Consider the following 24,429-nt stretch of genomic DNA (forward strand, 5'->3'; position numbering starts at 1 on the left):
TTACCAGGATAGGGCGGGGTAGCGCACCCCTGATCTATCTGGTAAGTTCGGCGGCTCGCAGTCGCAGGGCCGGCGGGTGCCGGAGATGGAGCAGCCTGCGCATTGGATCAGATGAGTGAGAGGCGGTCTATTCATGTCCACCGTAGAAAAGCAAAAAGCCCAGACCATGTACGGTGTCGAGCCCTACGTAGAAACCAAGGGTGAAGAGTACATGGGCGAGCCCATGAAAAAGCACTTCACCAAGCTTCTCGGCGCCTGGAAGCAAGAGCTGATGAACAGTGTCGACCGCACTGTGGACCACATGAAGGACGAGGCAGCCAACTTCCCCGACCCGGCCGACCGCGCCAGCCAGGAAGAAGAATTCGCCCTGGAGCTGCGCAACCGCGATCGCGAGCGCAAGCTGATCAAGAAAATCGACAAGACCCTCGACAAGATCAAGGCCGACGAGTACGGCTGGTGCGAATCGTGCGGCATCGAGATCGGCCTGCGTCGCCTGGAGGCACGCCCTACCGCCGACCTGTGCTTCGACTGCAAGGAAATCGCCGAGAAAAAGGAAAAAACGGTCGGCAAAGGCTGATCTTTCTTTCCACCTGAACGGGGCGCATCATGCGCCCCGTTTCATTTATATGCCCAGCCTGACCATGACCGACTCCAGCTACATCGGGCGTTTTGCCCCCACCCCCAGCGGCTTCCTGCACTTCGGCTCGCTGGTCGCCGCCCTCGCCTCCTGGCTCGATGCCCGCGCCGTCAACGGCCGCTGGCTGCTGCGCATGGAAGACACCGACCCACCCCGGGAAATGCCCGGTGCCCGTGATGCGATCCTGGAGACCCTGGAGCGCTACGGCCTGGAGTGGGATGGCGAAGTGGTGTTCCAGAGCCAGCGGCACGATGCCTATGCCGCTGTGGTCGACCGCCTGTTCAACATGGGCCTGGCCTACGCCTGCACCTGCTCGCGCAAGCAGCTGGAGGGTTACAACGGTATCTACCCAGGCCTGTGCCGCAACGCCGGGCATGCCCGTGAAGGTGCGGCAATCCGCTTGCGCGTGCCGGAGCTGATCTACCGCTTTACCGACCGGGTGCAGGGCGAGTACCAGCAACACCTGGGGCGTGAGGTGGGCGACTTCGTCATCCAGCGCCGCGACGGGCTGTATGCCTACCAGCTGGCGGTGGTGCTGGACGATGCCTGGCAAGGTGTTACCGACATCGTGCGTGGCGCCGACCTGCTCGACAACACCCCGCGCCAGCTGTACCTGCAAGAGTTGCTGGGCTTCTCGCAGCCGCGTTACCTGCATATTCCGCTGATCGTGCAGCCGGACGGGCACAAGCTGGGCAAGTCGTACCGCTCGCCGCCGCTGCAGGCAGACCAGGCGACACCGCTGTTGCTGCGGGCGTTGCGGGCGCTGGGGCAGGAAGCAGACCCCGAGTTGTTGCTGGCAACGCCGGCTGAAGTGCTGGCGGTGGCGCGCAAGCAGTGGCGGCCCGAGGCGATTGCGCAGCGGACCACGGTGCCAGAGGCTGATTTGCGCTGAGGCAGGCGCGGCCCTTTCGCGGGTAAACCCGCTCCCACAGGGTCCTCACCAAACCTGAGGAAAGCGCATTACCTGTGGGAGCGGGTTCACCTGCGAAGAGGCCGGCACAGGTAGCCCACCCCTCAAAAACAAAAGCCCAATAAATTCAACCTCTTGGCGAACCCCATGGATTCCCGCTAGCATCCCCCCAGCCATTTGCGCCAATAATAAGTCCAAGCCCGCAGCGCCCAACCATCGAGGCCAGCATGTACATCTATCGTTTGGTCCTGCTTCTGGTCGTGGGGATCTACCTGTTCTCCCCGGCCATCATGGACTGGTGGATCGAACCGACCGGAGCCTGGTATCGCCCTTACCTGCTCTGGCTGATCCTGATCGTCGTCACCTTCATCCTGCAGAGCCAACGAGATGCCGATGAGCTTTAGCCTGACCCAGATGATCCTGATCAGCGCCGCGTACCTCATGGTGCTGTTCGGCGTGGCCTGGATCAGCGAGCGGGGGCTGATCCCGCGTTCTATCATTCGCCACCCGCTGACCTACACCCTGTCGTTGGGCGTGTACGCCAGCGCCTGGGCCTTCTATGGTTCGGTGGGCCTGGCCTACCAGTACGGCTACGGCTTCCTTGCCTGTTACCTGGGGGTGTCCGGCGCGTTCCTGCTGGCGCCAGTGCTGCTCTACCCGATCCTCAAGATCACCCGTACCTACCAGCTCTCCTCGCTGGCCGACCTGCTGGCGTTCCGCTTCCGCAGCACCTGGGCCGGGGCGCTGACCACCATCATCATGCTGATCGGCGTGCTGCCCTTGCTGGCCCTGCAGATCCAGGCGGTGGCCGATTCGATCAGCATCCTCACCGGTGAGCCGGTCAAGGCCCGGGTGGCCTTCGCCTTCTGTACGCTGATCATCCTGTTCACCATCTTCTTCGGCTCGCGGCACATCGCCACACGCGAAAAGCACGAAGGGCTGGTGTTCGCCATTGCCTTCGAGTCGGTGATCAAGCTGCTGGCCCTGGGCGGTATCGGCCTGTACGCCTTGTATGGCGTGTTTGGCGGCCCGCACGAACTGGAAGTGTGGCTGTTGCAGAACCAGACCGCCCTGGCTGCCCTGCATACCCCACTGCAGGAAGGCCCATGGCGCACCCTGCTGCTGGTGTTCTTCGCCTCGGCCATCGTCATGCCGCACATGTACCACATGGCCTTCACCGAAAACCTCAACCCGCGCTCGCTGGTCAGCGCCAGCTGGGGCCTGCCGCTGTTCCTGCTGCTGATGAGCCTGGCCGTGCCGCTGGTGCTGTGGGCCGGCCTGCGCCTGGGCGCCAGCACCAACCCCGAGTACTTCACCCTGGGCCTGGGCATTGCCGCCAACAACCAGGCACTGGCACTGCTGGCCTACATCGGCGGCTTGTCGGCCGCCAGCGGGTTGATCATCGTCACCACCCTGGCGCTGTCAGGCATGGCCCTCAACCACCTGGTGCTGCCGCTGTACCAGCCGCCGGCCGAAGGCAACATCTACCGCTGGCTGAAGTGGACCCGCCGTGCGCTGATCGTCGCCATCATCACCGCCGGGTTCATGTTCTACCTGACCCAGAACAACCACCAGAGCCTGGCCAACCTGGGCATCGTCGCCTTCGTCGCCACGTTGCAGTTCCTGCCGGGCGTGCTGTCGGTGCTGTACTGGCCGACTGCCAATCGCCGCGGCTTCATCGCCGGCCTGCTGGCCGGCACCCTGGTGTGGATGGTGACCATGCTGCTGCCGCTGCTGGGCAACCTGCAGGGCTTCTACATCCCGCTGCTGGACATGATCTACGTGCTGGACGACACCAGCTGGCACATGGCGGCCATCGCCTCGCTGGCGGCCAACGTGCTGTTGTTCACCCTGATTTCGCTGTTCACCAACGCCAGCAACGAAGAGGTCAGCGCCGCCGAAGCCTGCGCGGTGGACAACGTGCGCCGCCCGCAACGCCGCGAGCTGCATGCCGCCTCGCCACAGGAGTTCGCCACCCAGCTGGCCAAGCCGCTGGGCGCCAAGGCCGCGCAGAAGGAAGTGGAGCAGGCCCTGCGCGATCTCTACCTGCCGTTCGACGAGCGCCGCCCCTATGCCTTGCGCCGCCTGCGCGACCGCATCGAGGCCAACCTGTCCGGCCTGATGGGGCCAAGCGTGGCCCAGGACATGGTCGAGACCTTCCTGCCGTACAAGTCCGGTAACGAAAACTACGTGACCGAGGACATCCACTTCATCGAAAGCCGCCTGGAAGACTACCACTCGCGCCTGACCGGCCTGGCCGCCGAGCTCGACGCCCTGCGCCGCTACCACCGCCAGACCCTGCAGGAACTGCCCATGGGCGTCTGCTCGCTGGCCAAGGACCAGGAAATCCTGATGTGGAACAAGGCCATGGAAGAGCTCACCGGCATCGCCGCCAAGCACGTGGTCGGCTCGCGCCTGGTCACCATCGACGAACCTTGGCGCGGCCTGCTGCAAGGCTTCATCAACGTGCCCGACGAGCACCTGCACAAGCAGCGCCTGGCGCTGGACGGCCAGCCGCGTTGGCTGAACCTGCACAAGGCCGCTATCGACGAGCCGCTGGCCCCGGGTAACAGCGGCCTGGTGCTGCTGGTGGAGGACCTTACCGAAACCCAGGCGCTGGAGGACAAGCTGGTGCACTCCGAGCGCCTGGCCAGCATCGGCCGCCTGGCCGCCGGCGTGGCCCACGAGATCGGCAACCCGATCACCGGCATCGCCTGCCTGGCGCAGAACCTGCGCGAGGAGCGTGAGGGCGATGGCGAAATCATCGAGCTATCCAGCCAGATTCTCGAACAGACCAAGCGGGTATCGCGCATCGTCCAGTCGCTGATGAGCTTCGCCCATGCCGGCGGCAGCCACCAGAACAGCGAAGAGCCGGTATGCCTGGCCGAAGTGGCGCAGGACGCCATCGGTCTGCTGGCGTTGAACCGGCGCAATTTCGAAGTACAGTTCTTCAACCTCTGCGACCCGGAGCACTGGGCCGAAGGGGACCCGCAGCGCCTGGCCCAGGTGCTGATCAATCTGCTCTCCAACGCCCGCGATGCCTCGCCGCCCGGCAGCGCCGTGCGCGTGCGCAGCGAAGTCAGCGAACACACCGTCGACCTGATCGTCGAGGATGAGGGCAGCGGGATACCGAAGAACATCATGGACCGCCTGTTCGAACCCTTCTTCACCACCAAGGACCCGGGCGAAGGAACCGGACTGGGGCTCGCTCTGGTCTATTCCATCGTGGAAGAGCATTATGGGCAAATCACCATCGACAGCCCGGCCGATATCGAACGGCAACGTGGCACCCGGATCCGCGTGACCCTGCCCCGGCATGTCGTAGCGACGTCCCCTGAAATTCGAGACCGTCGAGAGAATTGAATCAATGCCGCACATTCTGATCGTCGAAGACGAAACCATCATCCGCTCGGCCTTGCGTCGTCTGCTCGAGCGGAACCAGTACCAGGTCAGCGAAGCCGGCTCGGTGCAGGAAGCCCAGGAACGCTTCAGCATTGCCACCTTCGACCTGATCGTCAGCGACCTGCGCCTGCCAGGCGCGCCCGGCACCGAACTGATCAAGCTCGGCCAAGGCACCCCGGTGCTGATCATGACCAGCTACGCCAGCCTGCGCTCGGCGGTAGACTCGATGAAAATGGGCGCGGTGGACTACATTGCCAAGCCCTTCGACCACGACGAGATGTTGCAAGCCGTGGCGCGCATCCTGCGCGATCGGCAGAATGCCCCGGCCACCGCACCGGCGGCCGAGCCACGCGCCACCAATGGCAAGGCCGCCCCGGCCGACAAAGGCAGCGCGGCAGCCGCCAATGGCGAAATCGGCATCATCGGCTCGTGCCCGCCGATGCAGGACATGTACAGCAAGATCCGCAAAGTCGCGCCCACCGACTCCAACGTGCTGATCCAGGGCGAGTCGGGCACCGGTAAAGAGCTGGTCGCACGCGCCCTGCACAACCTGTCGCGCCGGGCCAAGGCACCGATGATTTCGGTGAACTGCGCGGCTATCCCCGAGACACTCATCGAGTCCGAACTGTTCGGCCACGAAAAAGGCGCGTTCACCGGCGCCAGCGCCGGGCGTGCCGGCCTGGTGGAGGCCGCCGATGGCGGTACGCTGTTCCTCGACGAAATCGGCGAACTGCCGCTGGAAGCCCAGGCCCGCCTGCTGCGCGTGCTGCAGGAAGGCGAGATTCGCCGGGTAGGTTCGGTACAGTCGCAAAAGGTCGATGTGCGCCTGATCGCCGCGACCCACCGTGACCTGAAGAACCTGGCCAAGGCCGGCCAGTTCCGTGAAGACCTGTATTACCGCCTGCACGTGATTGCCCTGAAACTGCCTGCACTGCGCGAGCGCGGCAGCGACGTAAACGAGATCGCCAGCGCCTTCCTCGCACGCCAGAGTGCGCGCATCGGCCGCGACGACCTGCACTTCTCGGCCGAAGCCGAGCAGGCCATTCGTCACTACAGCTGGCCGGGTAACGTGCGAGAGCTGGAAAACGCCGTTGAGCGTGCGGTGATCCTCAGCGAGAGCGCAGAAATTTCCGCCGACCTGCTGGGCATCGACATCGAACTGGGCGACCTGGAGGACGACGAAATCCTCGACAACGCCCTGGCCGTGGCCAGTGCGGCCAATGCCAGCCATGAGCCGACCGAGGACTTGTCGCTGGAGGACTACTTCCAGCACTTCGTGCTCGAGCACCAGGACCACATGACCGAGACCGAGCTGGCCCGCAAGCTCGGGGTCAGCCGCAAGTGCCTGTGGGAACGTCGCCAGCGCCTGGGCATCCCGCGGCGCAAGAGCAACGCTACCAGCGAGTAACTCAACCTGCCCGCCACCGTACGCCGCAGCCTATGTGGCGCCTGTGAGATCGAGCGCCGCCCGCGCGGCGCTTCGCGGGGCAAGCCCGCTCCCACATCTGTTTCGGGCCAATCATTCCTGTGCCAGATGGGTTGCAGCCTTGGTGCATGGCTGAAGATTGATGAAGAGCTGTCGCGCCCCCCCCTTGATATCGAATGGAACAGACAAGGCGGGCAGAGGAGACCTCACAGGAGTGACTGGCCCGAAACAGATGTGGGAGCGGCCTTGTGCCGCGAAGCGCCGCGCGGGCGGCGCTCGATCTCACAGGCGCTGAACGTGTCACGGCGAACACCCAGGTAACACCTCAGTCCCCGCAAAAATCTGTTACCCACCCTTTCCGCCGTAACAGTTCCCGAGGCGTACGGTAACGAAATTTCGACATTTTCGACCCCTGAAAAACTGCTCACCACCTCCAACCCATTGATTTTACTGGGTTTGCAAAAGTTGGCACGGCACCTGCTATATGTCTGGTACAAGAACAATAACAAGCACTGCAACTCAGAATAAGAACAAGACGAAACGGCTCACGCACAATAAAAACAAGACGGCGGAGGCGCAGCTAACTGATTCTTTTGGAGAGGATGCGTGTTTGGGGCTTGCCCCACAACCAGGCAGAGAACAACAAAAACTGCACTAAAAAGCAGCGCCTGAACTGGTTGGATCGACAGATCAACGTGACATCAGCGACCAAAGCAATCCGTTTGCTCTTAACCCCTGGATTGGGGGTCGTCCACAAGCTTCGAGATTTGTGGACAGGGCACTCAACAAAAACAAGAAGCCCAGCAAAAAAACAATAAGAGCACGCAACGACTTCTTGGGGAGCTTAGGCTCCCCTTGTCGTTTCTACCCTTCCGGCAGGCATCCCGCTACCCGCCTACACCATTCCTTGAGTAAATGCTAGAATCCCCGCCCATCATGCGGCCATTCTCCTATTCTTGGCCGAACATTCCTTCAAACAGTGCATCCCATGCTGAAGAAGCTGTTCCAGTCGTTTCGCCCGCCCGTACCGGGCCCGCACCACAGGCGCACCACGCCTGAGGTGATCAACAAGAGCCAGCACTCGCTGCAGCGCCACCAGTTCAGCCGCCACGCGGTGAACATCGTGGAGCGCCTGCAGAGCGCCGGCTACCAGGCTTACCTGGTCGGTGGCTGTGTCCGCGACCTGATGCTGGGCATCACGCCGAAAGACTTCGACGTCGCCACCAGTGCCACCCCCGAACAGGTCCGTGCCGAGTTCCGCAACGCGCGCATCATTGGTCGCCGCTTCAAGCTGGTCCACGTGCATTTCGGCCGTGAGATCATCGAAGTCGCCACCTTCCGCGCCCACCATTCGGAAGACGACCAGGGCGACAGCCACCGTTCGTCGCACAATGCCAGTGGCCGCATCCTGCGTGACAACGTATACGGCACCCTGGAAGAAGACGCGCAACGTCGCGACTTCACCATCAATGCCCTGTACTACGACCCGGTCAGCGAGCGCATCCTCGACTACGCCAATGGCGTGCACGATATCCGCAACCGCCTGCTGCGCCTGATCGGTGACCCTACCCACCGCTACCAGGAAGACCCGGTGCGCATGCTGCGCGCGGTGCGTTTCGCCGCCAAGCTCGACTTCGGCATCGAAAAGCACACGGTCCAGCCGATTCGCGAACTGGCCCCGCTGCTGCGCGAGATTCCGCCAGCGCGCCTGTTCGAAGAGAGCCTCAAGCTGTTCCTTTCCGGCCAGGGCGCCATCGTCTTCGAAATGCTGGTCGACCTGCAGTTGTTCGAGCCGCTGTTCCCGGCCAGTTCGCATGCCCTGGACGAGCGCCCGACCTACACCCACACGCTGATCAGCCAGGCGCTGAACAACACCGACCTGCGCGTGAAGCATGGCAAACCGGTAACCCCGGCGTTCCTCTTCGCCGCGCTGCTGTGGCCAGCCCTGCCGGCCCGCGTGCTGCACCTGCAGAACCAGGGCGTGCCGCCGATCCCGGCCATGAACGGTGCGGCCCACGACCTGATCGCCGAGCAATGCGCGCGCATCGCCATCCCCAAGCGCTTCACCCTGCCGATCCGCGAGATCTGGGACATGCAGGAGCGCCTGCCACGCCGCAGCGGCAAGCGCGCCGACGTGCTGCTGGACAACCCGCGCTTCCGTGCCGGTTACGACTTCCTGCTGCTGCGGGAAAGCGCCGGGGAAGAAACCGACGACCTCGGCCAGTGGTGGACCGACTACCAGGATGCCAACGACAGCGAGCGCCGCGAGATGATCCGCGAGCTGGGCAGCCGCGACGAAGGCACCGGCGCCGGCCCGCGCAAACGCAAGCGTAGCGGTGGCAAACGCAAGCGCAGTGGCGACGAGGCGTTCGAGTGAGTACCCGCGCCTATATCGGCCTGGGCAGCAACCTGGACGCACCTGCCGAGCAGCTGCGCAGCGCCTTGCAGGCCCTCGACCAGGTCGAAGCCACGCGGCTGGTGGCTGCCTCGGCCCTGTACACCAGCGATTCGCTGCTGCCCGGCCAGCCGCGCTATACCAACGCCGTCGCTGCGCTGGACACTGCCCTGCCGCCGCTGGCCCTGCTCGATGCACTGCAGGCCATCGAGAACGGTCAGGGCCGCGTGCGCAAGGAGCGCTGGGGCCCGCGCACACTGGACCTGGACATCCTGCTGTTCGGCGACCAGGTGCTCGACGAGCCGCGCCTGAAAGTGCCGCATTACCACATGCATGCCCGGCCTTTCGTGCTGTACCCACTGGCCGAACTGGTACCGGGCGATTTCCGTCTGGCCGATGGCCGCGCCCTCGCGCAACTGCTCGACAACTGCCCGTTCGTCGGCCTGGAACGCCTGTAAACCGGGCGTTCCAGCCTTGCACACTGGCGCGGTAACGCCAGTAACACCCTGATCGTAACAATGCGGTAACAGGGTGATTGACTTCCCCCACCTCGCTCACGACTATAGGCGTCCCGTGTGGCACCAAAGTGCCGCATACCCGTATTTAGGCCCGGACGGACCTGTGCCCCAACATCACGCGCGATGATGTGCCGCTCCGGAAGATGACTACACGCGTTGAATGCAGTCGTTTTTTACAGCGCCTGAACGAGGAATTTCCTACATGCCTGAAGTAACCCTGACCACCCTCAATGGCCTCAAGGCCAAGGGTGAAAAAATCACCATGCTGACCTGCTACGACGCGACCTTCGCCAGGGCCGCCAGCCAGGCCGGTGTCGAAGTGTTGCTGGTGGGCGACTCGCTGGGAATGGTCCTGCAAGGCCACGACAGCACACTGCCGGTGACCACCGCGGACATGGCCTACCACACCGCCAGCGTCAAACGTGGCAACGACGGCGCACTGATCCTCGCCGACCTGCCGTTCATGGCGCATGCCACCCCGGAGCAAGCCTTTGCCAACAGCGCCACGCTGATGCAGGCTGGCGCCCACATGATCAAGATCGAAGGCGCTGCCTGGCTGGCCGAGACCATCCGCCTGCTGGCCGAGCGTGGCGTGCCGGTGTGCGCACACATGGGCCTGACCCCGCAAACTGTCAACGTGCTGGGCGGCTACAAGGTCCAGGGTCGCCAGGAAGCCCAGGCCCGGCAGATGCGCGCCGACGCCATCGCCCTGGAACAAGCCGGCGCGGCCATGCTGCTGCTCGAATGCGTACCCAGCGAACTGGCGGCGGAAATCACCAATGCCGTGGGCATCCCGGTGATCGGCATTGGCGCCGGCAGCGGCACCGATGGCCAGGTACTGGTCCTGCACGACATGCTCGGCCTGTCGCTGAGCGGCCGGGTACCGAAGTTCGTGAAGAACTTCATGCAAGGCCAGCCGGATATCCACAGCGCCCTCGTCGCTTACGTCGAGGCAGTCAAGCAGGTCAGCTTCCCAGGCAGCGAACACGGGTTCAGTGCATGAATACAGTCAAGACCGTCCGCGAACTGCGCGCCGCAGTCGCCCGCGCCCGCGGTGAAGGCAAGCGCATCGGCTTCGTACCGACCATGGGCAACCTGCACAGCGGCCATGCCGCCCTGGTGACCAAGGCCGCGCAGCGCGCCGATTTCGTGGTCGCCAGCATCTTCGTCAACCCGCTGCAGTTCGGCCCCAACGAAGACCTCGACAAGTACCCGCGCACCCTGGCCGCCGACCAGGAGCGCCTGCTTCAGGCCGGCTGCAATTTGCTGTTCGCGCCTACCGTCGAAGAGATGTACCCCGACGGCATGAGCGTGCAAACCCGCGTCAGCGTGCCCCACCTTTCCGAAGGCCTGTGCGGCGCCAGCCGGCCCGGGCATTTCGAGGGCGTGGCCACCGTGGTCAGCAAGCTGTTCAACATGGTCCAGCCCGACCTTGCCGTGTTCGGCGAAAAGGACTTCCAGCAGCTGGCGGTGATCCGTGCCATGGTGCGCGACCTGAACATGCCGATCCAGATCATCGGCGAGCCCACCGTGCGGGCCGAGGACGGCCTCGCGCTGTCGTCGCGCAATGGTTACCTCACGCCTGAACAGCGTGCTACGGCGCCAGTGGTGTACCGCACCTTGCAGCAGATCGGCGAGGCTATCAGCCATGGCCAGGTTGATTTCCCGGCGCTGACCGAGCAAGGCAAGGCGCAGCTGACCGCTGCCGGCCTACGCCCGGACTACCTGGAAATTCGCCATGCGTTGACCCTGCGCCCGGCAAGCTTTGGCGACCGCGACCTGGTGATCCTGGTGGCGGCCTACCTGGGTAACACACGGTTGATCGACAACCTGTACCTGCATCTGGAAGAGAAGACCGCGTAACGGCCTGGGGCTGCCTTGCAGCCCATTCGCCGGCAAGCCAGCGTCCACCTCGAGCGCATCGGTCTCGAACCATGCGCTATCCCTGTGGGAGCTGGCTTGCCAGCGATGAGGCCAGTACCGGTAACACAAAGACCACTGCGCCCCCCAAATTCCCCCGCCTACCCATTCCCTGCAAGTGGCCTTTGCCTATAATGGTGCCAGCCTGAACCCGGCAATGGCTGCCGTGTCCAAGGCCTCATCACGCACCAAGGGAACCCCGCGCAATGGCGTATTACCGTACACCCCACGATGTGACGGCCCTGCCCGCCTGGCAGGCGCTCCAGCAACACCGCGACGCCATGCAAGGTTTCAGCATGCGCGAAGCCTTCGCCGCCGATGCCAAGCGCTTCGACCAGTTCTCCCTGAGCTGCTGCGGCCTGTTCCTCGACTATTCGAAAAACCTGATCACCGAACAAAGCCGCGACCTGCTGGTCAACCTGGCCAACGAAGTGGGCCTGCAGGACGCCATCAAGTCGATGTTCAGCGGCGAAATCATCAACGCCTCCGAAGGTCGCCCGGTACTGCACACCGCCCTGCGCCGGCCGGTAGGCGACAAGCTCAGCGTCAACGGCGTGAACGTCATGCCGGAAGTGCACAAGGTGCTCAACCAGATCACTGAACTGGTCGGCCGCATCCACGACGGCCTGTGGCGCGGCTACAGCGAAAAACCGATCACCGACGTGGTCAACATCGGCATCGGTGGCTCGTTCCTCGGCCCCGAGCTGGTCTCCGAGGCGCTGCTGCCCTACGCCCAGCGTGGCGTGCGCTGCCACTACCTGGCGAACATCGACGGCAGTGAGTTCCACGAGCTGTCGGCCAACCTGCGCGCCGAAACCACCCTGTTCATCGTCTCGTCGAAGTCGTTCAACACCCTCGAGACCCTGAAGAACGCCATGGCCGCGCGTACCTGGTACCTGGCCCAGGGCGGCTCGGAAGCCGAGCTGTACCGCCACTTCATCGCCGTCTCCAGCAACAAGGCCGCCGCCGTGGCCTTCGGCATCCGCGAAGAAAACATCTTCCCGATGTGGGACTGGGTGGGCGGGCGCTACTCGCTGTGGTCGGCGATCGGCCTGCCGATCGCCCTGGCCATCGGTACCGCCAACTTCAAGGAACTGCTGTCCGGTGCCTACACCATGGACCAGCACTTCCAGACTGCGCCGTTCGACAAGAACATGCCGGTGCTGCTGGCCCTGCTGGGCGTGTGGTACGGCAACTTCTGGGGCGCCCAGAGCCACGCGATCCTGCCGTACGACCACTACCTGCGCAACATCACCAAGCACCTGCAACAGCTGGACATGGAGTCCAACGGCAAGAGCGTGCTGCAGGACGGCACCCCGGTGAAGACCGATACCGGCCCGGTGATCTGGGGCGGCGTCGGCTGCAACGGCCAGCACGCCTACCACCAGTTGCTGCACCAGGGCACCCAACTGATTCCGGCCGATTTCATCGTGCCGGTGGTGAGCTTCAACCCGGTGGCCGACCATCATCAGTGGCTGTACGCCAACTGCCTGTCGCAGAGCCAGGCGCTGATGCTGGGCAAAACCCGCGAGGAAGCCGAAGCCGAGCTGCGTGGCAAAGGCCTGAACGAAGCGGACATCGAAAAGCTCGCCCCGCACAAGGTGATCCCGGGCAACCGCCCGAGCAACACCCTGGTGGTGGAACGCATCAGCCCCCGCCGCCTGGGCGCGCTGGTGGCGATGTACGAGCACAAGGTCTTCGTACAGAGCGTGATCTGGGGCATCAACGCCTTCGACCAGTGGGGCGTGGAACTGGGCAAGGAACTGGGCAAGGGCGTTTACCAGCGTCTTGTAGGAAGCCTGGAAGACAGCGCCGAAGACGGTTCCACCCAAGGCCTGATCAACTACTTCCGCGGCCGTCACCGCGGTTGATCTGAAACCTTCGACCGCTTCTTCGCGGGCTTGCCCGCTCCCACAGATACTGCACAGGCCTCAAGAACTGTTTAGTACCTGTGGGAGCGGGCAGGCCCGCGAAGAGGCCGGCACAGGTTGAACACCTCTCCCAGCTACACTGTCCTATCGAATAGCCGTTGCAGTCCATCGCCCCTTACAAGAGCAGGACCACCCGCCATGTTCGATATCCGCAACTACCCCCAGGCCCTGGCCGTCAGCCAGTCCGCCGCCCTCACTCCCGACGAGTACCGCCGCCTCTACCGCCAGTCGGTGGACGACCCCGATACCTTCTGGGCCGAACAAGCCAAACGCCTGGACTGGATCAAGCCCTGGTCGAGCGTGCAGCAATGCGACCTGAAGACCGGCAACGCCCGCTGGTTCGATGGCGGCCAGCTCAACGTCAGCTACAACTGCATCGACCGCCACCTGGCCCGACGCGGCGAACAGACCGCCCTGCTGTGGGAAGGCGACGACCCCAAGGATTCCAAGGCCATCACCTACCGCGAACTGCATCGCCAGGTCTGCCGCCTGGCCAATGCGCTGAAAGCACGCGGGGTGAAGAAAGGCGACCGGGTGTGCATCTACATGCCGATGATCCCCGAGGCTGCCTTCGCCATGCTTGCCTGCACCCGTATCGGTGCCATCCACTCGGTGGTGTTCGGCGGCTTCTCGCCCGACGCCCTGCGCGACCGCATCCTGGATGCCGACTGCCGCACGGTAATCACCGCCGATGAAGGCGTGCGCGGCGGCAAGCGCATCCCGCTGAAACAGAACGTCGACAAGGCCCTGGCCAGTTGCCCTGCGGTCAGCAGCGTATTCGTGGTGCGCCGCACCGGCGGCGATGTTGCCTGGGCCGAGGGCCGTGACCTCTGGTACCACGAGGCAACGGAAAAGGCCGGCGACGACTGCGCTGCCGAGCCAATGGGCGCCGAAGACCCGCTGTTCATCCTCTACACCTCCGGCAGCACCGGCAAACCCAAGGGCGTGCTGCACACCACCGGCGGCTACCTGCTGCAGGCAACCCTCACCTTCAAGGTGGTGTTCGACTACCGTGAAGGCGAGGTGTTCTGGTGCACTGCCGATGTCGGCTGGGTCACCGGCCACAGCTACATCGTCTATGGCCCGCTGGCCAATGGTGCGATCTCGCTGATGTTCGAAGGCGTGCCCAACTACCCGGATACCTCGCGCTTCTGGCAGGTGGTGGACAAGCATCAGGTGAACATCTTCTACACCGCCCCGACCGCCCTGCGTGCCTTGATGCGCGAAGGCGACGGGCCACTGCAAGGCACCTCACGGCAGAGCCTGCGCCTGCTGGGCAGCGTCGGCGAGCCGATCAACCCCGAAGCCTGGGAGTGGTACTTCGAGGCTGTCGGGCAGCAGCGCTGCCCCATCGTCGATACCTGGTGGCAGACCGAAACCGGCGGCATCATGATCACCCCGCTGCCCGGCGCGCAGGTGCTCAAGCCCGGCTGTGCCACCCAGCCCATGTTCGGCGTGCAACCGGTGCTGCTGGACGAAAAGGGCAAACTCATCGAAGGCCCCGGTGCCGGCCTGCTGGTCATCAAGGCCAGCTGGCCCGGGCAGATCCGTAGCGTCTATGGCGACCATCAGCGCATGGTCGACACCTACTTCAAGCCGATGCCCGGCTATTACTTCACCGGCGACGGTGCCCGCCGCGATGCCGATGGCGACTACTGGATCACCGGGCGTATCGATGACGTGATCAACGTTTCCGGCCACCGCATCGGTACCGCCGAAGTGGAAAGCGCGCTGGTGCTGCATGACAGCGTCGCCGAAGCGGCCGTGGTCGGTTACCCCCACGACCTCAAGGGCCAGGGCGTGTATGCCTTCGTCACGCCCATGAATGGCGTAACACCGGACGACGCGCTCAAGGCCGAGCTGCTGGCGCTGGTCAGCAAGGAAATCGGCAGTTTTGCCAAGCCCGAGCTGATCCAGTGGGCCCCGGCGCTGCCCAAGACACGCTCTGGCAAGATCATGCGGCGTATACTGCGCAAAATCGCCTGCAACGAGCTGGAAAACCTGGGCGATACCTCGACCCTGGCCGACCCCAGCGTGGTGCAGGGCCTGATTGACAAACGCCTCAACCAGTAACCGGCGGCCGCTGTTCATGGCCGCCCTGAACCACAGGTCGCCATGGAAGCCCTTCGCCGTCGCATCGAAACCCAGGTCATGAGCCTCACCGGGCTGGCCCTCGGCCAGCTCGACCTGGAATCGCCCAAGGGCGACCCCGGCCTGTTCGGCCCGCACAGCATCAGCTGGCAGGTACATGGCGACTTCCCGAGCATGCTGGTCGGTGGCATCAGTGCCCTCATGCTGCAGTTGCTGCACCCGCTGGCACTGGCCGGGGTGTGGGAGCATTCCAACTTCCGTGAAGACCTGCTCGGCCGCCTGCGCCGCACCAGCCAGTTCATCTCCGGCACCACCTTCGGTGCCACCCGCGATGCCGAGTGGCTGATCGACAAGGTGCGCACCATCCACCTGCAGGTGACCGGCACCGCGCCGGACGGCCGCCCGTATGCGGCCAGCGACCCGGACCTGCTGACCTGGGTGCATGTGGCGGAAGTCAGCAGCTTCCTCGCCGCCCACCTGCGTTACCGCAACCCGCACCTTGCGCGCGCCGAGCAGGATGCCTACTACGCCGAGATCGCGCTGATCGCCGAGCGCCTTGGTGCCCGCGACGTGCCGCGCTCGTGCCAGCAGGTCGAGGACTACCTGCAGCGCATGCGCCCGCAGTTGCAATGCGATGCCCGTAGTCACCAAGTGGTCGACATCCTGCTCGACGCCCCGGCTCCCAGCCGCCTGGCACAGCCTGTGGGCAAGCTGATGCTGCACGCCGGCATCGACCTGCTGCCGGCCTGGGCCCAGGCCATGCTCGGCCTGCAGCACGGCCCTTTGCAGCGGCGCATGATCCGCCTGGGCCTGCAACGCACCGCACCGATACTGCGCTGGGCGATGCGCGACGGCTCGGCACACCGGGCCAAACGGCGCATGGGTATCGAATGAGATCAAATGGTCGCCTCAGCGGAACTGATTTAACGTGCCATACTCCAAGCTCTCCTGCTTAGACAGACGAAGCGACACATGTACAAAGGATTGACTCGCGCCGCTGGCGCACTTCTGGCCCTCGTAGCCCTCTACAGCCTTCTTGGCTTTCTCATACTCCCCGGTGTCGCGCTGCGCATCGCCAACCAGCAGTTGGCCCAGTACGCAACCGTGCCTGCCCACCTCGAACGGATCGAGCTCAACCCCTTCAGCCTCGAGCTGACGCTGTGGGGCCTGCAGATCGGCGAGCCGGGCAAGGAGCAGGTCGGCTTCGACCGGCTGTACGCCAACCTCTCGCTCGACAGCCTGTGGAGCGGTGCCCTGCACCTGGACGCAGTGGAACTGGTCAAACCACGCAACGAAGTGCTGTTCGCCAAGGACGGTACCCTCAACCTGACCCGCCTGTTCAAGTTGCCCCCAAGCGAAGCCAAGCCCGACGAGCCGCCCAGCGACCCGTTCCCGCTGCGCATCGGCAGCATCAAGCTCAGCGACGGTTACCTGCACTTCGAGGACCTGCGCCCGAGCGAGCCGATCGAGTTCCTCTACGACAACATGAACCTGGAGCTGAATAACCTCAGTACCTTGCCCAACGACAATGCCGACATGAACCTGGTGGCCATCGGCCCCAACGGCGGGCGCATCGACTGGAAAGGCACCCTGAGCCTGGCGCCGATCGCCTCTGAAGGCACACTGAAGGTCACCGACGGCAACATGAAGGCGTTCTGGCCCTATGTACGCGATGCCGTACCACTGGTGCTGGAAAACGGCGTGGTCAGCCTCGACACCCACTACAAGCTCAACCTCGCCAAGCAGACCGAACTGTTGCTGGACAACGCGTCGGTGCGCATTGCCCCGTTCGCCATCAAGGCTCCGGATGGTCGCCCGCTGGCGCGCCTGGCCAGCCTGGAAGTGAGCGAGACCTCCGTCGACCTGGTCAAGCAACTGGTCACCGTGGGCAAGATCCGCAGCGAAAAACTGGAAACCTGGGCCGCACTGGAAAAGGACGGCCAGCTCGATTGGCAGAAGCTGTTCGCCAGCCAGCCGGCCAAGGCCACACCGAAGGAAAAGGCCGAGCCGGCCGCCGCCGAGCCCACACCGGAACAGCAAGCCGCCAAGGAGCCGGGCAAGCCCTGGCAGGTGCTGCTCAAGGACGTGCAACTGCGTAACTATCTGGTGCACCTGGCAGACCGCACCCAGAAAGAGCCGGTGGCCCTCGACGTCGGCCCGCTCAACGCCGACCTGCAAGGTTTCGACAGCCTCAACCAGTCGCCCTTCACCCTCAAGCTCGATACCGGCGTGGGCAAGCAGGGCAAACTGCAGGCGGCCGGCCAGGTCAACCTGGCACCCATATGGGCCAAGCTGGACGTGAGCAGCCGCGACATCGACCTGCGGGTGGCCCAGGCCTATATCAGCCCGTTCATCCTGCTGGAGCTGCGCAGCGGCATGCTCGCCAGCGACCTCAAGGTCGACCTGAAGAACACCGCACCGCTGGCCTTCAGCATCACCGGCAAGGCGCAGGTCAGCCAGTTGCACACCCTCGACACCATCAAGAGCCGCGACTTCGTCAAATGGCAGCAGGTGAACGTCGATGGCCTGTCCTACGTGCACGGCGATGCGCTGTCGATCGACAAGGTAACCCTGCTGCAGCCCTATGCGCGCTTCATCATCAATGAAGACCGCACCACCAACATCAATGACCTGCTGATCCCGCAGCCGGCCGGCGCCCCGGCGACCAGCCAGGCCAGGCCGACCGCAGCCAGCAACGACAAGCCGCTGGGTATCCACATCGGCCAGATCGACATCAACGACGGCTCGGCCAACTTCGCCGACCTGTCCCTTACCCCCAACTTCGCCACGGCCATCCAGCAGCTCAACGGCCAGATCGGCACCATCGACAACCGCAAGCCGGTGCCGGCCAAGGTCAACGTCAAGGGCAAGGTCGACCGCTATGCGCCGGTCACCATCAAAGGCGCCCTCAACCCGTTCAACCCGCTGGCCAGCCTGGACATCGCCACCAGCTTCAAGCGGGTCGAGCTGACCACACTGACACCCTACTCCGGCAAGTTCGCCGGCTTCCGTATCCGCAAGGGCCGGCTCAACCTCGACCTGCACTACCTGATCACCAACGGCCAGCTGAAGGCCGAGAACAAGGTGGTGGTGGAGCAGTTGCAGTTGGGCGAGAAGGTCGACAGCCCGGACGCTGTGGACTTGCCGATCCGCCTGGCGGTGGCGCTGCTGAAGGATACCGAAGGCAAGATCTCGATCGAGCTGCCGGTGTCCGGCGACCTCAACAACCCGCAGTTCAGCGTGATGCCGATCGTCTGGCAAACCCTGCGCAACCTGGTGTTGCGCGCGGCACAGGCGCCGTTCAAGTTCATTGGCGGGCTGGTTGCCGGCAGTGGCTCGGAAGACCTGGGCAACGTGGCCTTCGCCCCAGGCTCCAGCGAGCTCAGTGGCGACGCCCAGGCATCGCTGGACAAACTGGCATCGGCCCTGAAGGAGCGCCCGGAACTGCGCCTGGAAATCGAAGGCACCAGCGCCCAGGCCAGCGATGGCCCGCTGATCGCCCAGCAGCGCCTGGAGCGTGAGTACCAGGCCACCTGGTACAAGATCCTGCAACGTCGCGGTGACAAAGTGCCGGCCAATGCCTCGATGCTGGTGGTCGACGACAGCGACAAACCGGCGATGCTCGAAGGCATCTACCGTAACCGCCTGAAGCAGCAGCCGCCTGCCGAATGGGAGCAACTGGGCCGCGACGAGCGCACCGCCAAGCTGCGCGAGGCGGTGATCAAGTCCTGGGCCGAGAGTACCGCGCTGCTGCGCACACTGGGCCAGGAGCGGGCCAGCAGCATCAAGGATTACCTGGTGGACAAGGGCCAGCTGGAAGATGACCGGGTGTACTTCATCGATACCAACCTGGGCCAGGCCGAGAGCGATGGGCGGGTGGTGACGCCGATGCATCTGGATGCCGAATAATCTCTACCAGCAGGTCTGGCCTCTTCGCGGGTAAACCCGCTCCCACAGGGAATGCGCCCGCCTTGAGCTGTGCGCTATCCCGGTGGGAGCGGGTTCATCGGGGCGCCGAACCGCCGCGAATAGGCCGGTACAGGCTTCACACCAACCGCTGCCCCGACACCGCCGGGTGATACAACGGCTGCACCTTGTTCCCCGCCGGGTCCAGCAGGTGGAAGCTGCGCGCCCCGTCACCATGGTTGAACGGCCGGTCCAGCAAGGTCACGCCGTGCGCCTTGAAGTACTGGTACCAGGCCTCCAGCTCCTCCACGCTATCGACGATGAACCCATAGTGGTCCAGGGTCTGCAAACCATTGGCCGCCCCTGCCCCGCGCCCCAGCGACAGGTTGTCGTTACCACAAGTGAGATACACCAGGTCTTCGTTGGCGCGGTTCAGCACCTCCATGCCCAGCACATCGACATAGAAGCGTTCGCACTCCTCGAGGTTGGGCACCAACAAGGCAATATGACGCAGGCCATTCAGGCGACCAGGGCGTGCAGGCAATTCGGACATTGGCGAGGCTCCATTTTTGTATACAATTCACAATAGAATTTAAAACAAAAGGAGAGCCTTGTGTATAGCCTGTTCATCAAGACCCGTGTGAAGCCCGGTTGCGCCGAGGGTTTTCTGACCGCGATCAAGGTCAATGCCGCTGCATCCGTCGCCACCGAACCTGGCTGCCTGGTGTTCGATGTGTCGCAGGACCGGGTCGACCCGGAGGTGATTTACCTGTACGAGATCTACCGTGATGATGCGGCGTACGAAGCGCATACCCAGACCGCGCATTTCCGCGACAGTCGGCCGTTGGTTGAGCCCTTGATCCTTGAGCAGGAATGCTTCGAGAGTGATGTGATTGCGCGGAATCCGGTGTTTTAAGTGAAGAGGGGCTGCTGTGCAGCCCCTTCTTGAATGGGTGGCCAAATCCGTTTGGCCGACGGGACATTCCTTATTCGGACTTCAGGCCATCAGCCGACACGGCCTGCACGCCCTTGATCTTCTTGGCGATGGCAATGGCCGCCTCTTTCTGTGCTGCGGTCACCGCCGTGTCAGAAGACAGCGACACGACACCCTTGTTGGTTTCGACCTTGATATCGCCACCAGGCACACCTTTCTCGGTCATCAGGTCAGCCTTTACCTTGGTAGTGATCCAGGTATCGGAGGCTGCTTCCTTGGTCTTGGTCACCTCACCGGCCGCCAGCGTCATCGGGGCCTGGGTGGACTGCTGGGCGAATGCCGCGTTAGCCATGGTCAGGGTCAGAGCGGTAGCAGTAGCGGCAGCAATGGCGAACTTCTTCATAGGGATCACTCCTGTTTTTCGAAAGGTCTGCGCCGTACATCCTGGCGACAGGTATGAGGATAGCTGCATGCGCTATGCCAGCTATTCCCTTTAGTCTTTTTCCTTTTAAATCAATTACTTAGCAAACAGCCAGCATTCCCGGAGTCGTGCATTTTGCAATCCGCACGATAATCCTGCATGCAAGATGCAAGTCCGCAAAAGGTTCCCTTTCACCCATGAAAAAAGGGCCCCGAAGGGCCCTTTTCCTGTTGCGTGGCAGTCGCTTAGACGCCCGAGGCCTTGGCCGCGGCAACGTCCTTGATCGACAGCTTGATACGGCCGCGGTTGTCCACGTCCAGTACCAGTACTTCGACTTCCTGGCCTTCCTTGAGGATGTCGGTGACTTTCTCGACGCGAGCATCGCTCAGCATGGAGATGTGCACCAGGCCGTCCTTGCCAGGCAGGATGTTGACGAAGGCACCGAAGTCGACGATGCGCTCGACCTTGCCGACGTAGATCTTGCCGATCTCGGCCTCGGCGGTGATACCCAGGATGCGCTGCTTGGCAGCATCTGCCGCTTCCTTGGTTTCGCCGAAGATCTTGATCGAACCGTCGTCTTCGATGTCGATCGAAGCCTTGGTCTCTTCGCAGATGGCGCGAATGGTGGCGCCGCCTTTACCGATGACGTCACGGATCTTGTCGGTGTCGATCTTCATCGCGATCATGGTCGGCGCGTTGGCCGACAGCTCGCTACGCGACTGGGCGATGATCTGGTTCATCTGGCCGAGGATGTTCAGGCGCGCTTCCAGGGCCTGGCCCAGGGCGATTTCCATGATCTCTTCGGTGATGCCGTTGATCTTGATGTCCATCTGCAGCGCGGTAACACCCTTGGCGGTACCGGCTACCTTGAAGTCCATGTCGCCCAGGTGGTCTTCGTCACCCAGGATGTCGGTCAGGACGGCGAACTTGTCACCTTCCTTGACCAGGCCCATGGCGATACCGGCAACCGGTGCCTTCATCGGTACACCGGCGTCCATCAGGGCCAGGGAAGCACCGCAGACCGAAGCCATGGAGCTGGAACCGTTGGACTCGGTGATTTCCGAGACCACGCGGATGGTGTACGGGAAGTCGCTGTCGCTCGGCAGCATGGCCTGCACGCCACGACGGGCCAGGCGGCCGTGGCCGATTTCACGACGGCCGGCGCCGCCCATGCGGCCGCACTCACCCACCGAGAACGGCGGGAAGTTGTAGTGCAGCATGAACGGGTCTTTCTTCTCGCCTTCCAGGGTGTCCAGCAGCTGGGCGTCACGGGCAGTACCCAGGGTCGCGACGACCAGGGCCTGGGTTTCGCCACGGGTGAACAGCGCCGAGCCGTGGGTCTTCGGCAATACGCCAACTTCGATGTTCAGCGGGCGCACGGTGCGGGTGTCACGGCCGTCGATACGCGGTTTGCCGTTGACGATGTTCTCGCGGACGGTGCGGTATTCCAGCTCGCCGAAGATCTCTTTGATGGCACCGGCGGACGGGCCGGTCTCTTCGTTGCTCAGACGGGCAACGGCCTCGTCACGCAGCTGGCCCAGGCGGTTGTAGCGGTCAGCCTTCTGGGTGATGGTGTAGGCCTGCGAAACGGCTTCGCCGAACTCGGCGCGCACCAGGTTCATCAGCTCGACGTTGGCCGGGGCTGGCTGCCAGTCCCAGGTCGGCTTGCCGGCTTCGGCGGCCAGTTCCTTGACCGCCTGGATCACGGCCTGGAATTCGTCGTGGGCGAACAATACGGCGCCCAGCATCTGGTCTTCGGTCAGCTCTTTGGCTTCCGATTCAACCATCAGTACAGCCGATTCGGTACCGGCAACGACCATGTCCAGGCTCGAGGCAGCCAGTTGCTCGTAGGTCGGGTTCAGCAGGTAGCCGGTGCTTTCGTGGAAGGCAACGCGAGCGGCGCCGATCGGGCCTTCGAACGGAATGCCGGAGATGGCCAGGGCAGCCGAGGTACCGATCATCGCAGCGATGTCCGGGTCGGTCTTCTTGCTGGTGGAAACCACGGTGCAGACGACCTGCACTTCGTTCATGAAGCCTTCCGGGAACAGCGGACGGATCGGACGGTCGATCAGGCGCGAGGTCAGCGTCTCTTTCTCGGAAGGACGGCCTTCACGCTTGAAGAAGCCACCCGGGATCTTGCCGGCGGCGTAGGTCTTTTCCTGGTAGTGAACCGACAGCGGGAAGAAGCCCTTGCCTGGATCAGCCTGTTTGGCGCCTACCACAGTCACCAGCACGGTGACGTCGTTGTCGACGGTAACCAGCACGGCGCCGGTTGCCTGACGGGCAATGCGGCCCGTTTCGAGAGTAACGGTCGATTGACCGAACTGGAAAGTCTTGATTACCGGGTTCACGGTTTCCTACCTTTTTCAGTGGCTCTTGGGGGAACTGGTTTCTTGCGAATTCTTGGGCAGAACGGGGAATCGGCCCCATTGACCGTCCAGATACAACACGAGGCTGGGAGCCTGGCACCAAGCGGAAAAACCGCTCAGCATTGCCAGGCTGCCAACCTCGAAGATACGCGTGGCGTGTCCAACGGCAGCACTGCAAAACAGCCCTGTCGAAGCCTGCGACACGCCATGCACACCACTGACCAGGCCGCTATTAGCGACGCAGGCCCAGGCGACCGATCAGGGCGCTGTAACGAGTGGTGTCTTTGCCCTTCAGGTAGTCCAGCAGCTTACGACGCTGGTTGACCATACGGATCAGACCACGACGGGAGTGGTGGTCTTTGTCGTTGGCCTTGAAGTGGCCTTGCAGCTTGTTGATGTTGGCGGTCAGCAGAGCAACCTGCACTTCCGGGCTACCGGTATCGCCGGCGGCTTGCTGGTATTCGGCAACGATCTGAGCTTTTTCTTCAACGCTGAGGGCCATGTGGCTTCTCCTGATAACGGATCCCGCATGCGGGGTCCAATAGGCCAGGGACTGATCCCTGTATTAATAAAAAAGGTGTGACCGTGCCTACTGACAGCCACCCTTGGTGCCGTGGGGTTCGGCAACTGCCTGGCCCCCCGGTTTCGGTCATTCCGACCGAATCAGCCGACGCGGCGCAATGCGCCCGTCTTCGCTCACTTCACCGATACCGATGAAGCGTGCATTGTGATCCTGTACCCGGACCATGCCAAATTGTGGCGCGTCCGGTGCGCGTACCGCCTGCCCATGCAGCCAGTAGAACGCGCTGTGCTCGGACAGGCACACCAGCGGCCAGTCCTGCAGGCCGCTGTCCGAGGGCATCAGGAAGCGGTCGAGCGCTTCATTGCCGCCTTCGGCGTGGGCCTGTTCAAGTTCCTCGAGGGTGACCGTCTGTGCCAGCGCGAAAGGCCCGGCCTGGGTCCTGCGCAGCTCGGCAACATAGGCGCCGCAGCCAAGGGCCTCGCCAATATCCTCCACCAGGGTACGGATATAGGTGCCTTTGCTGCATCCTACGCTCAACCGTGCACGGGTGCCTTCGCACTCGAGCAACTCCAAGCGGCCAATAGTAACAGAACGCGCCTCGCGCTCCACTACCTCTCCTGCACGTGCCAGCTTGTACAGCGGCTGGCCGTCACGCTTGAGCGCCGAGTACATCGGCGGTATCTGGCTGATCTGGCCACGAAAACGTGGCAGCAGGGCCTCGATGTCGGCGCGACCAACGGTCACCTCGCGGGTCTGCAGCACCTCACCTTCGGCATCGCCGGTGTTGGTCGTCTGCCCCATCTGCATGACCGTTTCGTAGCCCTTGTCGGAATCGAGCAGGTACTGCGAAAACTTGGTCGCTTCGCCAAAGCACAGCGGCAGCACGCCGGTTGCCAACGGGTCGAGGCTGCCGGTGTGACCAGCTTTTTCCGCATTGAGCAGCCAGCGCACCTTTTGCAGGGCGGCGTTGGAGGTGAAGCCCAGTGGCTTGTCGAGCAGGATGATGCCGCTGACGTTGCGGCGGATACGTTTGACCTGGGCCACCG

General features: G+C 63.5%; 19 protein-coding genes. 14 read left to right on the forward strand and 5 right to left on the reverse strand.

All coding sequences use genetic code 11. From position 1 onward, the window contains the following. The first annotated feature begins 133 nt into the window (after nt 1-133). The 13 genes from dksA to MKK04_RS22895 all read left to right on the forward strand — a co-directional run bounded on the left by dksA (nt 134) and on the right by MKK04_RS22895 (nt 19,139). Nucleotides 134-577 carry an RNA polymerase-binding protein DksA gene (gene dksA, locus MKK04_RS22835; RefSeq protein WP_025340685.1) on the forward strand — a complete coding sequence of 148 codons (444 nt, stop codon included), beginning with the start codon at nt 134-136 and terminating at the stop codon, nt 575-577. Nucleotides 578-641: 64 nt separating this feature from the next. Beyond that, a complete protein-coding gene (gluQRS, locus tag MKK04_RS22840; protein WP_241106820.1) occupies nt 642-1,529 on the forward strand; it encodes a tRNA glutamyl-Q(34) synthetase GluQRS in 888 nt (295 codons plus the stop codon). Between the two features lie 245 nt (nt 1,530-1,774). Beyond that, on the forward strand, nt 1,775-1,951 hold the full coding sequence (locus tag MKK04_RS22845; protein WP_003250005.1) for a hypothetical protein: 177 nt from the start codon (nt 1,775-1,777) through the stop codon (nt 1,949-1,951). Beyond that, entirely contained in the window at nt 1,935-4,910 is a 2,976-nt protein-coding gene (locus tag MKK04_RS22850) for a sensor histidine kinase (protein WP_207834379.1), read from the forward strand. Before MKK04_RS22845 ends, MKK04_RS22850 begins: the two co-directional genes overlap by 17 nt. A gap of 4 nt (nt 4,911-4,914) precedes the next feature. Next, nucleotides 4,915-6,357 (forward strand): sigma-54-dependent transcriptional regulator, encoded by a 1,443-nt coding sequence (locus tag MKK04_RS22855; protein WP_063911775.1) that lies wholly within the window; start codon nt 4,915-4,917, stop codon nt 6,355-6,357. A 1,006-nt stretch (nt 6,358-7,363) separates the two neighbouring features. Beyond that, the gene (locus tag MKK04_RS22860) at nt 7,364-8,752 is read left to right on the forward strand and encodes a polynucleotide adenylyltransferase PcnB (protein ID WP_241106009.1); all 1,389 of its coding nucleotides are present in this window, start codon (nt 7,364-7,366) and stop codon (nt 8,750-8,752) included. Continuing rightward, a complete protein-coding gene (folK, locus tag MKK04_RS22865) occupies nt 8,749-9,228 on the forward strand; it encodes a 2-amino-4-hydroxy-6-hydroxymethyldihydropteridine diphosphokinase (RefSeq protein ID WP_207834378.1) in 480 nt (159 codons plus the stop codon). The genes MKK04_RS22860 and folK overlap by 4 nt, the downstream gene beginning before the upstream one ends. A 262-nt stretch (nt 9,229-9,490) precedes the next feature. Then, nucleotides 9,491-10,291, forward strand: coding sequence for a 3-methyl-2-oxobutanoate hydroxymethyltransferase (gene panB, locus MKK04_RS22870; protein ID WP_063911778.1), 801 nt, complete (start codon nt 9,491-9,493; stop codon nt 10,289-10,291). Next, nucleotides 10,288-11,151: a pantoate--beta-alanine ligase gene (gene panC, locus MKK04_RS22875; RefSeq protein WP_241106010.1), complete on the forward strand. Its 864-nt coding sequence runs from the start codon at nt 10,288-10,290 to the stop codon at nt 11,149-11,151. Before panB ends, panC begins: the two co-directional genes overlap by 4 nt. A 263-nt stretch (nt 11,152-11,414) precedes the next feature. Beyond that, complete coding sequence (pgi, locus tag MKK04_RS22880; protein WP_063911780.1) at nt 11,415-13,079, forward strand: glucose-6-phosphate isomerase; 1,665 nt, start codon at nt 11,415-11,417, stop codon at nt 13,077-13,079. Nucleotides 13,080-13,277: 198 nt separating this feature from the next. Then, the gene (acs, locus tag MKK04_RS22885) at nt 13,278-15,212 is read left to right on the forward strand and encodes an acetate--CoA ligase (protein WP_207834366.1); all 1,935 of its coding nucleotides are present in this window, start codon (nt 13,278-13,280) and stop codon (nt 15,210-15,212) included. 42 nt (nt 15,213-15,254) lie between these two features. Next, a complete protein-coding gene (locus MKK04_RS22890; protein ID WP_241106011.1) occupies nt 15,255-16,124 on the forward strand; it encodes an oxygenase MpaB family protein in 870 nt (289 codons plus the stop codon). Between the two features lie 78 nt (nt 16,125-16,202). Further along, nucleotides 16,203-19,139 (forward strand): DUF748 domain-containing protein, encoded by a 2,937-nt coding sequence (locus tag MKK04_RS22895; protein ID WP_233687391.1) that lies wholly within the window; start codon nt 16,203-16,205, stop codon nt 19,137-19,139. A 136-nt stretch (nt 19,140-19,275) separates the two neighbouring features. On the opposite strand, the gene MKK04_RS22900 is transcribed toward MKK04_RS22895, so the two are convergent. Then, complete coding sequence (locus MKK04_RS22900) at nt 19,276-19,689, reverse strand: VOC family protein (RefSeq protein WP_010955354.1); 414 nt, start codon at nt 19,687-19,689, stop codon at nt 19,276-19,278. 60 nt (nt 19,690-19,749) lie between these two features. Between MKK04_RS22900 and MKK04_RS22905 the strand changes: the two genes are divergently transcribed. After that, the gene (locus MKK04_RS22905; RefSeq protein ID WP_207834355.1) at nt 19,750-20,052 is read left to right on the forward strand and encodes a putative quinol monooxygenase; all 303 of its coding nucleotides are present in this window, start codon (nt 19,750-19,752) and stop codon (nt 20,050-20,052) included. 70 nt (nt 20,053-20,122) lie between these two features. Here MKK04_RS22905 and MKK04_RS22910 read toward each other — a convergent pair whose 3' ends face one another. From MKK04_RS22910 to truB, 4 genes are all read right to left on the reverse strand, one after another. Next, nucleotides 20,123-20,473 (reverse strand): BON domain-containing protein, encoded by a 351-nt coding sequence (locus MKK04_RS22910; RefSeq protein WP_063911786.1) that lies wholly within the window; start codon nt 20,471-20,473, stop codon nt 20,123-20,125. A gap of 263 nt (nt 20,474-20,736) precedes the next feature. Further along, a complete protein-coding gene (pnp, locus tag MKK04_RS22915; RefSeq protein ID WP_207834354.1) occupies nt 20,737-22,842 on the reverse strand; it encodes a polyribonucleotide nucleotidyltransferase in 2,106 nt (701 codons plus the stop codon). A gap of 250 nt (nt 22,843-23,092) precedes the next feature. Beyond that, nucleotides 23,093-23,362, reverse strand: a complete 270-nt coding sequence (gene rpsO / locus MKK04_RS22920; protein ID WP_003249971.1) for a 30S ribosomal protein S15 — start codon at nt 23,360-23,362, stop codon at nt 23,093-23,095. 147 nt (nt 23,363-23,509) lie between these two features. Continuing rightward, nucleotides 23,510-24,427 carry a tRNA pseudouridine(55) synthase TruB gene (truB, locus tag MKK04_RS22925; RefSeq protein ID WP_013974284.1) on the reverse strand — a complete coding sequence of 306 codons (918 nt, stop codon included), beginning with the start codon at nt 24,425-24,427 and terminating at the stop codon, nt 23,510-23,512. Between the last annotated feature and the right edge of the window lie 2 nt (nt 24,428-24,429).

The organism is Pseudomonas sp. LS.1a (genome assembly GCF_022533585.1).
In the GTDB taxonomy this organism is placed as follows: Bacteria; Pseudomonadota; Gammaproteobacteria; order Pseudomonadales; family Pseudomonadaceae; genus Aquipseudomonas.

Bases quoted from the DNA above. Each gene is read 5' to 3' on its own strand.
- dksA (WP_025340685.1), top strand. From the start codon at position 134: ATGTCCACCGTAGAAAAGCAAAAAGCCCAGACCATGTACGGTGTCGAG.
- gluQRS (WP_241106820.1), top strand. From the start codon at position 642: ATGACCGACTCCAGCTACATCGGGCGTTTTGCCCCCACCCCCAGCGGC.
- MKK04_RS22845 (WP_003250005.1), top strand. From the start codon at position 1,775: ATGTACATCTATCGTTTGGTCCTGCTTCTGGTCGTGGGGATCTACCTG.
- MKK04_RS22850 (WP_207834379.1), top strand. From the start codon at position 1,935: ATGCCGATGAGCTTTAGCCTGACCCAGATGATCCTGATCAGCGCCGCG.
- MKK04_RS22855 (WP_063911775.1), top strand. From the start codon at position 4,915: ATGCCGCACATTCTGATCGTCGAAGACGAAACCATCATCCGCTCGGCC.
- MKK04_RS22860 (WP_241106009.1), top strand. From the start codon at position 7,364: ATGCTGAAGAAGCTGTTCCAGTCGTTTCGCCCGCCCGTACCGGGCCCG.
- panB (WP_063911778.1), top strand. From the start codon at position 9,491: ATGCCTGAAGTAACCCTGACCACCCTCAATGGCCTCAAGGCCAAGGGT.
- panC (WP_241106010.1), top strand. From the start codon at position 10,288: ATGAATACAGTCAAGACCGTCCGCGAACTGCGCGCCGCAGTCGCCCGC.
- pgi (WP_063911780.1), top strand. From the start codon at position 11,415: ATGGCGTATTACCGTACACCCCACGATGTGACGGCCCTGCCCGCCTGG.
- acs (WP_207834366.1), top strand. From the start codon at position 13,278: ATGTTCGATATCCGCAACTACCCCCAGGCCCTGGCCGTCAGCCAGTCC.
- MKK04_RS22890 (WP_241106011.1), top strand. From the start codon at position 15,255: ATGGAAGCCCTTCGCCGTCGCATCGAAACCCAGGTCATGAGCCTCACC.
- MKK04_RS22895 (WP_233687391.1), top strand. From the start codon at position 16,203: ATGTACAAAGGATTGACTCGCGCCGCTGGCGCACTTCTGGCCCTCGTA.
- MKK04_RS22900 (WP_010955354.1), bottom strand. From the start codon at position 19,689: ATGTCCGAATTGCCTGCACGCCCTGGTCGCCTGAATGGCCTGCGTCAT.
- MKK04_RS22910 (WP_063911786.1), bottom strand. From the start codon at position 20,473: ATGAAGAAGTTCGCCATTGCTGCCGCTACTGCTACCGCTCTGACCCTG.
- rpsO (WP_003249971.1), bottom strand. From the start codon at position 23,362: ATGGCCCTCAGCGTTGAAGAAAAAGCTCAGATCGTTGCCGAATACCAG.